General features: G+C 46.7%; 11 protein-coding genes. 5 read left to right on the top strand and 6 right to left on the bottom strand.

Features of this window, described 5'->3' with window-relative positions; all coding sequences use genetic code 11:
• Positions 1-268: 268 nt before the first annotated feature.
• The 4 genes from B5J94_RS12285 (at position 269) to groL (ending at position 3,944) form a co-directional block, all read left to right on the top strand.
• Complete coding sequence (locus B5J94_RS12285) at positions 269-1,102, top strand: alpha/beta fold hydrolase (RefSeq protein WP_062499311.1); 834 nt, start codon at positions 269-271, stop codon at positions 1,100-1,102.
• Positions 1,103-1,212: 110 nt separating this feature from the next.
• Positions 1,213-1,731 carry an alpha/beta hydrolase gene (locus B5J94_RS12280; RefSeq protein WP_079364163.1) on the top strand — a complete coding sequence of 173 codons (519 nt, stop codon included), beginning with the start codon at positions 1,213-1,215 and terminating at the stop codon, positions 1,729-1,731.
• A gap of 230 nt (positions 1,732-1,961) precedes the next feature.
• Entirely contained in the window at positions 1,962-2,246 is a 285-nt protein-coding gene (locus tag B5J94_RS12275; RefSeq protein WP_062499313.1) for a co-chaperone GroES, read from the top strand.
• A gap of 60 nt (positions 2,247-2,306) precedes the next feature.
• Positions 2,307-3,944: a chaperonin GroEL gene (gene groL, locus B5J94_RS12270; RefSeq protein ID WP_062499314.1), complete on the top strand. Its 1,638-nt coding sequence runs from the start codon at positions 2,307-2,309 to the stop codon at positions 3,942-3,944.
• A gap of 450 nt (positions 3,945-4,394) precedes the next feature.
• Here the strand turns inward: groL and B5J94_RS12265 are convergent, their stop codons facing one another.
• The 3 genes from B5J94_RS12265 to B5J94_RS12255 are packed head-to-tail and all read right to left on the bottom strand — an operon-like array spanning position 4,395 to position 6,538.
• Positions 4,395-5,849, bottom strand: a complete 1,455-nt coding sequence (locus tag B5J94_RS12265; RefSeq protein ID WP_062499315.1) for an NAD(P)H-hydrate dehydratase — start codon at positions 5,847-5,849, stop codon at positions 4,395-4,397.
• Between the two features lie 9 nt (positions 5,850-5,858).
• Complete coding sequence (locus B5J94_RS12260; RefSeq protein ID WP_062499316.1) at positions 5,859-6,263, bottom strand: hypothetical protein; 405 nt, start codon at positions 6,261-6,263, stop codon at positions 5,859-5,861.
• Positions 6,263-6,538, bottom strand: coding sequence for an FAD assembly factor SdhE (locus B5J94_RS12255; protein WP_062499318.1), 276 nt, complete (start codon positions 6,536-6,538; stop codon positions 6,263-6,265). Before B5J94_RS12255 ends, B5J94_RS12260 begins: the two co-directional genes overlap by 1 nt.
• Positions 6,539-6,644: 106 nt before the next feature.
• Between B5J94_RS12255 and B5J94_RS12250 the strand changes: the two genes are divergently transcribed.
• A complete protein-coding gene (locus tag B5J94_RS12250) occupies positions 6,645-7,457 on the top strand; it encodes a Cof-type HAD-IIB family hydrolase (RefSeq protein WP_062499317.1) in 813 nt (270 codons plus the stop codon).
• A 592-nt stretch (positions 7,458-8,049) separates the two neighbouring features.
• Here the strand turns inward: B5J94_RS12250 and B5J94_RS12245 are convergent.
• From B5J94_RS12245 to B5J94_RS12235, 3 genes are read right to left on the bottom strand one after another with little or no spacing between them, the layout of a single operon-like run.
• Positions 8,050-8,388, bottom strand: coding sequence for a hypothetical protein (locus tag B5J94_RS12245; RefSeq protein ID WP_062499319.1), 339 nt, complete (start codon positions 8,386-8,388; stop codon positions 8,050-8,052).
• Between the two features lie 6 nt (positions 8,389-8,394).
• Positions 8,395-8,907: a TPM domain-containing protein gene (locus tag B5J94_RS12240; protein ID WP_062499320.1), complete on the bottom strand. Its 513-nt coding sequence runs from the start codon at positions 8,905-8,907 to the stop codon at positions 8,395-8,397.
• A gap of 25 nt (positions 8,908-8,932) precedes the next feature.
• Complete coding sequence (locus B5J94_RS12235; RefSeq protein WP_062499321.1) at positions 8,933-10,039, bottom strand: TPM domain-containing protein; 1,107 nt, start codon at positions 10,037-10,039, stop codon at positions 8,933-8,935.
• Positions 10,040-10,119 lie beyond the last annotated feature (80 nt).

Genomic DNA, 10,119 nt, shown 5'->3' with positions numbered 1-10,119 from the left:
TTGAGGTTTTTAAAAATCCACAAAAATCGGGGTTTGGAAAGAAGTCTATTAAAATTAAGAACATGGGGGTATTATTGACATTTTTTGTTACAAATTCAAGGGCGGTGGCGTGATGATTTGTAGCATTTTGTGAGAAAACTTTCTCAAACCATATTTTATTTGCCATTATCATAAAGCAAACCAATGATTATACATATTTTGTTACATTTTATGTTATCATATAACTTTTAAAATTTTGTTATTTTTGTGGTCTTTTAGGTGCATTCTCATGCTAAAATCAATCATTAAATACACCGCCTTATTTTTCGCCTTTGTCTTTGCGGTTTTGCTATGCTTTTATCTATATCTTATCAGTGGCTCAACCAAACAAGGCGACATCACTTGGCATTCTTGCTATCGCCCTGCTTATCTATCGTGGTTTGTATTGCCACCGTCCGTGCGTTTGCAATGTGCCACCGTCTCTGTGTCTGTGGATTATACCAAGCCCAATGGCAAAACCTTTGCCATACCGCTCACACGTTTGCCTGCTAAGGGCAATCCCATTGGCGAGCTGTTGCTCCTAAACGGCGGGCCAGGCGGTCATAGCCTTGACATGAGTATGACGTTGTTTGATGAGTATGGGCAGACAGTTAAGGATAATTTTAACGTATTGGGCTACGCTCCCCGTGGGGTTGCCCCGTCTACCCCTGCCATAGACTGCGGTGGCGTGGACGAGACGGACGAGCAGGGCAACACCAACGCCAAAGCCTATATGGACGCTTGCATACAGCACACAGGGGCGGACATTTTGCCCTTTATCAGCTCAAAAGAAGTCGTCAAAGACCTAGACAGCATTCGCACCCAGCTGGGCGTGGACGTGTGGAGCATGGTGGGCTATTCGTACGGCACAAAACTTGTCGCCAAATATGCCGAGTATTACCCCACACGCTTGCGAGCAGGCGTGGCGGACGGGGTGGTGGATACGAGCGAGACCTTGTTTACCATTTTAAAAAATCAGTACAAAGGCTCCCAAATCGCCTTTGATACCTTTATCAAAACCTGCAAGACCACTGTATTTTTGACAAGTCCCAAGACCCAAGCACCGCTTTTATCAACAAATTAGCCGAGATTTCTGCCAAAAACCTAACCGACAAAAATGGCGATAAAATAGACAGCCAAAGTATCCTAGCCATTATCAACGAAAACATCAACGACAGCACCTACTGGGCGGACATGATGACGATGCTTGGCGAGCTTGACAGGGGCGAGACGGGCGAGTTTAACACTCAGTTACTCATCTCCGAGTTTGGCGAAAAAGGGTTTAGTAAAGATGCTCTATCCCTTATCAACTGTGCCGACTCCGCCCCCAAACTTAGCCGAGACGAGTACATCAAACAAGCCAAAATCATCGATGAACAGGCTCGTTATGATGATATTAAAAAGCGTTCTGATGATGATTATCTGGACGCTTGCTACTATTGGCAATGGCAAGCGACCGATGATTTGGATGAAAACCTTATCACAAACGACACGCCAAACCTGCTTTTTGTCGCCCAAAAATATGACCTTGCCACACCACTTGCCAATGCGGTCAATATGGCAAAACGCTTTGATGATACGCTCATCTACACGCCAAATCACGGTCATACTGTGAGCCTATCGGGCATGAATGCGTGCGTGGACGGCTATGTGGTAAAGTACCTGCTTGATCCAAAAATGACGTTTGATAAAAAAGTGATACTGTGTGAGTAGGGGTTTATGGATTTTAAAATTGCGACAAATCTATGATATGTGGACGTAGGGACGTGCTGAACACGTCCTTTAATAACACCAATTCTACAAAACCTGTGGTAAATATCAAGTTCGTTGCTTATATCTTGGATAAATTTTTAAAAATTATCTTGAAAAATTTGCCCCCTAACACCATTTTTACAAACAATCTGGTTTTGCCAGTATTCCTAACAAGTTAATGGAGAAATTTTATGCCAATCCGTCCTTTACATGATCGCATTGTCGTTCGCCGTACCGAAGAAGAGCAAAAAACCGCAGGCGGTATCCTGCTCCCTGGTTCTGCCCAAGAAAAACCCCAACAAGGCGAAGTGACTGCCGTGGGTAATGGTCAGCTTACTGATAATGGCGTACGTCCCCTAGATGTCAAAGTGGGCGACAAAGTATTGTTCGGTCAATATGCAGGTCAAACCGTCAAAGTGGACGGCGAAGAGTTGCTCATCATGAAAGAATCTGATGTGTTGGGTGTGCTTGAATAATTCAAATCAACCCAAAACCCTAACATAAATTATCAACCGTTGAATAAAGAGAGTATAAACATGGCAAAAGATGTAAAATTTGGCGTATCCGCCCGTGAAAAAATGATTGACGGTGTCAATATCCTAGCAGATGCCGTAAAAGTTACCCTAGGGCCAAAAGGTCGTAACGTGGTGATTGACAAGTCTTTTGGAGCTCCAACCATTACCAAAGACGGCGTGAGCGTGGCAAAAGAGATTGAGCTTGAAGACAAATTTGAAAATATGGGTGCTCAGCTTGTCCGTGAAGTAGCGTCAAAAACCAATGACGTGGCAGGGGACGGCACCACCACCGCCACCGTACTTGCCCAAGCCATTCTAGTAGAGGGCATGAAAACTGTCGCTGCTGGCATGAACCCCATGGATTTAAAACGTGGTATTGACAAGGCGACCCGTGTTGCTGTTGAGCAAATCCACGCCCTATCTACTCCTGCCGATGATTTTAAAGCGATAGCTCAGGTGGGTTCAATTTCAGCCAACTCCGATACCAAGATTGGCGAGCTTATCTCAGAAGCGATGAAAACTGTCGGCAAGCAAGGCGTGATTACCGTAGAAGAGGGTTCAGGCTTTGAAGACACCCTAGAAGTGGTTGAGGGTATGCAGTTTGACCGTGGCTATATCAGCCCTTACTTTGCCAACAAGCAAGACAGCTTGACCTGCGAATTTGACAACCCACACATCCTACTTGTGGATAAAAAGATTGCCAATATCCGTGAGATTGTGCCACTACTAGAACAAGTCATGCAGACCAGCCGTCCCCTGCTCATCATCGCAGAAGACGTTGAAAATGAAGCATTGGCAACTTTGGTAGTAAACAACTTGCGTGGCGGTCTAAAAACATGTGCCGTCAAAGCCCCCGGATTTGGCGACAGACGTAAAGCCATGCTCCAAGACATCGCCATTTTGACAGGCGGTATTGTGATTTCAGAAGAAGTGGGTCTAAGCCTAGAAACTGCAACTTTGGAACACTTAGGCACAGCCAAGAAAACCACCGTTGGTAAAGAAAACACCGTGATTGTGGACGGAGCAGGCGACAAGGCTCAAATTGACAGCCGTGTTGAATCTATCAAACGTCAAATCGAAGAATCTACGTCTGACTACGACAAAGAAAAACTGCAAGAACGTGTTGCCAAACTCTCTGGCGGTGTGGCGGTCATTAAAGTCGGTGCTGCCACCGAAACCGAAATGAAAGAGAAAAAAGACCGTGTTGATGACGCTCTACACGCCACCCGTGCGGCGGTAGAAGAAGGCATCGTACCAGGGGGTGGTGTTGCCCTAGTGCGTGCATTGTCTGCATTGGCTGAACTAAAAGGCGAAAATGACGACCAAAACGCAGGCATCAATATCCTACGCCGTGCCATGGAAGCTCCACTTCGCCAAATCGTAACCAACGCTGGCGATGAAGCGTCTGTGATTGTCAATGAAGTCAAAAACGGCTCTGGCAACTACGGCTACAACGCTGCCACAGGTCAGTATGGCGATATGCTAGAAATGGGCATTCTTGACCCTGCCAAGGTAACTCGCTCCGCCCTAGAACACGCCGCCAGCGTGGCAGGTCTTATGCTCACCACCGAGGTGATGATTACCGACAAACCTGCCCCAGAAGCCCCTAATATGGGTGCTAGCATGGGCGGTATGGGTGGCATGGGCGGAATGATGTAATCGCCTAGTTATCAGCTGCTTAGCTATCCAAAAAAAATCCTGTCTTATGGCAGGATTTTTTGTGGTCAATCTTTGGCGAATGTCAAAAACATACACTTATCCACAGAGTGTTTTATTCTTGATGGTGCGTGAAACATTTTGCGGTGACTGCCCAATTTATCAAAATTTAAGCAAATTTATACTTATAAGCTATTGATTTTAAATGATTTATTTTCGATAAAATTATGTATAAATTTCAACCAATCAACCGTCATCGCCCATCATTACAGTATTTTTACATAAAATTACAAAGTTATCCACAGGCTTATCCACAGCTTTTGGGGATAAATTTTTGGCAGATTTTAGCCATAAAAAATGACAAGTAAAAACAATTACTTGCCAATTTTTTGATGGTATTTGCTTTATCTGTCTGTGAAACCTTGACTTTTTGTCTATTTTGCCCTGTCTAATTTACCCGCCTAAAACCATCTCACCTGCCACATCCGCCATGTCATACGCATGAATGCCAAACATCGCCCCGTCAGCAAGCCTATCGCCCATGACAGCGTGCCACGCCACCACGTCATGCACATTCATGTCCAACCCAACGAGCATACCCGCCAGCACGTCGCCCATGCCTGCGGTTGCCATAAAGGCATTACCGAATGGGCAAAATTGCACCCTTGTGCCGTCAAAGCTTAGCGTATTTGCCCCTTTGATGACCCATTGCCCACCATGCCGCTCATGCAAGCGATACAGCGTGCCTAGTTTGTCATTATCCACGTCCGCCACACTCACGCCAAGCAGGCGTGCCGACTCTGCCGAATGGGGCGTACAGATGACATGATTGGACAATTTACATGGATTTTTTGCCAAAAAGTACAACGCATCAGCGTCTAGCACCACCCTATCAAAGGCGTGATGAATTACTCTATCCATGACTTTATCAAAAACCATCTCTGCCCACACATCACGCCCAAGCCCCATGCCAAACGCCACACGGTCAAATCCTGCCAAGCTCTCCACGCTCATCTCATCAATGTCCGCCACCATGACATTAGGCGAGCGGGTCAGCATGGCACTGTGGTGCGTGGCATGACAGATTGCCGTAACTCGCCCTGCCCCCATGCTCATCGCCATCTGGCTTGCCATGATGACCGCCCCACCCATACGCCGATGACCACCCACGACCGCCACCGTGCCAAAGTCGCCTTTGTGGGCGGTGCTTTGGCGTGTGGGCGGTTTTGGTTTATCCGACAGATACGCCACCGCTGACAGCTCATCATCAGGCGGTATCAAAGGCAGATTAACAACTTGCCCCACAAAGTCCTTTGCCGCCCCGACAAACAGCCCCATTTTTAACCCCATGACACACAAGGTCATGTCCACGTCCGCACAGACGGGTATGGGGATACCCCTATCAGGGTGCAGACCGCTTGGCACGTCAAGGGCGATTTTAGTGCCTGTTTGGGCGTTAAAGGCATGGATGATGTCTTGGTGTGCTTTGTCAAGCTTTCTGTCTAGCCCATTACCAAACAACGCATCCAGATGAATCACTTTTTCAAATTTGCGAATGACACCGCCCACATCATCACGCATTGGCACGCCTATACATAGCAACCTAGCACGGACGGCATCCACGCTTTTTGGCGGATTTGGAGCGATGATTTGTACATTAAAATGCTCATTATCCAGTCTATCTACCAGATATTTTGCCGTCAGATAACCGTCTCCGCCATTGTTGCCCACACCACACCATGCGATGATGTCGGCTTGGGTGATGTTGTTTTTATTGACAAAATCAATGACTTGCAAACACAGTGCAAGGCTTGCCTGTTTCATGAGACCAAACGAGCTGTTGCCATCTGCAAACCAGCGATTCTCCCAGTCTTTGACGGCTTTGGCGGTGTAAATGGGTACGGTCATTGGCTTTTCCTATATTTTTAGTGATGCCAATCGGCGAAAATCCTGCTCTGACACCATGCGATGATGAATGGTTACTCGGTACGTTATCTCAAACGGCACGACAACACGAAACGTCATCGTCACCCTTCGCCCCATCACCGCCACATCCGACAGATACGCCTGCCATATCTGCCTATCCGCCCCATCATACATGCCCAGATACCACACATCATCAGGGGCATGGGCGGACAGCTCATGTATCGGGATGGCACGCACTTTATCTAGGCACAGACACACCACCCACACCACACCCACCATGGCATACTGCCACCACGGCACGCCCATCACCGCCATCAGCAATAGTGTGATGACAAGCACACCAGCCTTGATGGGCAAGTCATGAGCGACCTGTGTGATGGCAGTATCAATAAACATCAGAGCGACTGGGTGTGTCTGAGTGCCTTTATCTTATCAATGAGCGAGCCTATCTCGGCATCATCAGGGCTTGCCTGCCCCAAAAAAAACAGTAACAAATCAGGGTCTTCATGTTCTAAGAGTCTCTCAAAAGCAAGCTGTTCTTGCTCATTGGCGGTGAGATAGTGGCTTTTGACATAGGGGTCAATATAAAAATCCAGCTCCTTTAAGCCACGGCGAGCTTGATAGATGATACGGCGTTGGTGTAAGGTCGGTTCTAAATCGGGTGTGGTCATGGATTGCCTTTTGGTGTCTTTTAAATCAAAATCATCACAAATCAGCAAGATTTGCAAATGCGGTTATTTTTGCATAAAATAGGTAAATTTTCAATGAAAAACGCTCATGAATACCACGCCTGCCACCACGCCCACCACCCCCAAAATCGTCTTTTTTGACATCGATGACACGCTCTACATCAAATACGAAAATCACATTTTAGACAGCACCAAAACCGCCCTACACGCCCTAAAAGAGCGTGGTATCATGGTCGCCATCGCCACAGGGCGTGGTCTGTGCGTGTTTCCGCCTTGTATTAATAAGCTTATCGATGAGATTGGCATTGACATTTTTGTGACGATTAACGGGCAGTATAACGAGTATCAAGGCAAATGCCTGACCCATTTTCCCTTGACGCACGCTCAGCTGACCCACACCACCTCCCACCTACAAAGCGAGCGTATCGCCCACGGCTACATGACCCGTGATGAGATTATCACAGTCAGCCCTGATGAATACATGGTACAAGCCCTGACATCGCTACACATTCCCTATCGTGTGGCAGAGTCGTTTGACATGAGCACACCCGTCTATCAAATGCTGGCATTTTATGAAAATAACCACACCGCCCAGCTCTCATCCGCCCTAAGCGATGACCTAAAAACCGTGCGCTGGCACATCTCGGGTGTGGACATCCTAGATGTCCACGGCTCAAAGGCTAGGGGCATTCGCTCGGTGCTGGACGCACTGGGTCTGTCCATGGCGGACGCTGTCGCCTTTGGGGACGGGCTAAATGACATTGAAATGCTCTCATCGGTAGGCTTTGGCGTGGCGATGGGTAACGCCCACCCTGACCTAAAAGCCGTGGCGGACTATGTCTGCCCACGCCATGATGACGACGGGATACTTAGGGGACTTGTGGCTTTGGGGATGATTTAGGGCATACCTAATGCATTGGTAGATTTTATCGTTGGTAGGGTTTTTAAGCTTAGGGCGTGCCTACCATTGATAACATTCTTATAAAAAACGATGAAAATTTAACGCTTTTATCAATTTTTGCATGAAAAATGACTATTCGACCACTTAATTTAAAGAGTTAAGTAAAAATCTTAAAATTTACCCAGTTAAGTGGTCGGATTGTTTTTCATAATAAAAACTTGTTTGACAGAATAACTATCAAACTTCACTTTTTCCCTGAAAAACGGGCGATTCCCCTGCTTTTTTAAACAGGCATTTTTCATGGCAAATACCAAAGGCAGGCACGCCCTAGCAAGCATTGATGATTTTATAAATTTTTAAAGCATCCCTTATTCTCAACTTTATACAGCTAACAAATTTGAATTTTACCACGGAAACCGTAGCACTTTTTCATTTTGTAGAGTGTATCAGTGATTGGTTTATCAAGGGCAAATATGATTCGCCCCGACAACTTAAAAAATAATTATGGAACAATCAATAAACTACCATTTTAAGTTGAAAATAAAGTAAGCATTATTTTATTTTAAAAAATCTCTATTAAAGGCAAATTAAGCTAATTCACCACCACAGCACTCGCTCCGATTTTATCGGCAATGGGTTTTAATTTACTCACTTTATCCGTGGTAAAAATCGGCAAACCGCCCATGACATAGTCCGCTTTTGGCTTATCCATGATAACAATCGCCTTTTGAATGCCGTCTAGGCTTACGATGATGCGAGATTGCGAACCGTGTTTTATCATTAGGTCATGGTTAGGCAATAACCTACCAAGTTCTTTTTTAAAATCATCAATACTGGCAGGCTTTTTGGCAAAATAGGGCTTAGCTAAGGCAATGACAAATAGCCCGATAAACAGTGCGATAAGTCCGATAAAAAGCTGTGTTGCGTTCATTTTTACCTACCTTAGATACACCACATTATCAGGCAATTCATTGCCATTTATATCATCACAAGGGAAATATTGATTCAAAAGTCGCCCAATCTCATCAATAAGCCACCCCAAGCCGTCCGCCATGTCGCCTTTTTTAAAATAATCTAGCGTATTTTGGCAAAGATTTTGCCAATCATCGCACGCATACGTATCAATGCCACGGTCGGCAATGATTTCAAGGTCATGCTCGCACAGATTGACATAAATCAGCACGCCTGTATTGTGAGCGGTGTCCCACACGCCATATTCGCCAAAGAGTTGCAAGGCACGCCCACGACAGTCGTTATCATAAGCGATACCAATCGGCAGATGATTTTCAATGATAAGGCGTATCTCGCCACGATGACCCTTTTCGGCTCGGGCGATACGCTCGGCAAGGGCGATTTTGAGTTCGGCGGTAAGCCAGCGATTGTGCAAAAATGGCACAAAAATAAGCTGGCGAAACAGGCGTGCTGGGCTTTTTTGGGGAATGTGTCTCATATTTTTATCCTTCTTTTTCAATAAGTTACCAAGAGCCACCTGCTCCGCCACCGCCAAATCCGCCACCGCCCCCACCGAAGCCACCAGAGCCAAACCCACCGCCCCCAAAGCCCCCGCCAGAGCCACCAAATCCGCCCCCGCCGACATAAGTGCCACCGCCACGCCGTCCGCCATTTGAAAACACGCCAAGAATGAGCAATATCCAAAGCAAAATGCCTGCTCCAATGGCGGTCAGTAGCCCCACGCCAAACAAAGTCGCCAGTAGCACAAAACCGCCTGTGGACACGCTCGCCCCCAAAAACCGCCCCAAAGCACCGCTTAACACCGTACCAAAAAACATGGCAAAAATAAAAAACGGCACCACGCTAATTTCTTCATCGGCACTTACCTGCTGTGCGTCCGCTCGGGCAAGGGTCTCGGGGTCGGCTCGCAGTCGCTCATCAATGCGTGCAATCCCTGCCGATATGCCTTGGGCGTATGCTCCTGTTTTAAAACTGGGCGTGATGTCTTCACGGATAATGCGGTTCAAACTGGCATCGGGCAACACCCCTTCTACGCCATAGCCCGTAACGATGTGCAATTTGCGGTCGTTAATCGCCACCGCCATTAAAATGCCTTCATCGGTGTCTTTTTGCCCAAGTTGCCAACGGTTCGCCACATTGATAGCATAGTCAAAAATATCCATACCGTCTGTGGTCGGCACAATCACCACCGCCATTTGAGCCAAGCCGTCATCATAAATCCGTCTTAGCTGAGTCTCCAAATGAGCCTTTTCGCTGGCGGTCAAGATATGGGCTTCATCAACAACAGGATTGTTTAAAATCAGCTTGTCATGAGAGACGGCAGGGGCGGTAGATTGGCGTGGTGCAGATTGGGTTTGGCTATCTGCTTGGGCTTGATTTTGTTGGGCTTGGGCTTGATTTTTGGCTTTATTTAATTCATTTAAAACAATCAAATTCTCCACCGCTTGCCCTTCGCTCTGAGCATCAGCGGTTGCTATGGCGGTGTTTTGGGCGTTGGGAGCGGGAGCGGTTGCCGTATTATTGGCAAAAGCAGGCACACCGACCCCAAGCACCACACTCATGCCAAGCGTGGCAAATAATGAACGATAACGGGTTGTGATTGGGGTCATGGGTTGCCTTTTGTTTTGTTGTTATAAATGTAGGATTGTTGAATAAATTGATTTTAAAATTGGACGTGTAGATACCATAA

The sequence above is a fragment of the Moraxella lacunata genome, from assembly GCF_002027545.1.
GTDB classification, from domain to species: domain Bacteria; phylum Pseudomonadota; class Gammaproteobacteria; order Pseudomonadales; family Moraxellaceae; genus Moraxella; species Moraxella lacunata.
The sequence above is the reverse complement of the archived record's forward strand: the minus strand, read 5'-3'. Positions and strand labels throughout refer to the sequence as shown.

What these genes read in the sequence shown, in the direction of transcription:
- B5J94_RS12250 (WP_062499317.1), top strand. Translation starts at nt 6,645, where the DNA reads ATGAATACCACGCCTGCCACCACGCCCACCACCCCCAAAATCGTCTTT.
- groL (WP_062499314.1), top strand. Translation starts at nt 2,307, where the DNA reads ATGGCAAAAGATGTAAAATTTGGCGTATCCGCCCGTGAAAAAATGATT.
- B5J94_RS12245 (WP_062499319.1), bottom strand. Translation starts at nt 8,388, where the DNA reads ATGAACGCAACACAGCTTTTTATCGGACTTATCGCACTGTTTATCGGG.
- B5J94_RS12255 (WP_062499318.1), bottom strand. Translation starts at nt 6,538, where the DNA reads ATGACCACACCCGATTTAGAACCGACCTTACACCAACGCCGTATCATC.
- B5J94_RS12275 (WP_062499313.1), top strand. Translation starts at nt 1,962, where the DNA reads ATGCCAATCCGTCCTTTACATGATCGCATTGTCGTTCGCCGTACCGAA.
- B5J94_RS12285 (WP_062499311.1), top strand. Translation starts at nt 269, where the DNA reads ATGCTAAAATCAATCATTAAATACACCGCCTTATTTTTCGCCTTTGTC.
- B5J94_RS12260 (WP_062499316.1), bottom strand. Translation starts at nt 6,263, where the DNA reads ATGTTTATTGATACTGCCATCACACAGGTCGCTCATGACTTGCCCATC.
- B5J94_RS12280 (WP_079364163.1), top strand. Translation starts at nt 1,213, where the DNA reads ATGATGACGATGCTTGGCGAGCTTGACAGGGGCGAGACGGGCGAGTTT.
- B5J94_RS12240 (WP_062499320.1), bottom strand. Translation starts at nt 8,907, where the DNA reads ATGAGACACATTCCCCAAAAAAGCCCAGCACGCCTGTTTCGCCAGCTT.
- B5J94_RS12235 (WP_062499321.1), bottom strand. Translation starts at nt 10,039, where the DNA reads ATGACCCCAATCACAACCCGTTATCGTTCATTATTTGCCACGCTTGGC.
- B5J94_RS12265 (WP_062499315.1), bottom strand. Translation starts at nt 5,849, where the DNA reads ATGACCGTACCCATTTACACCGCCAAAGCCGTCAAAGACTGGGAGAAT.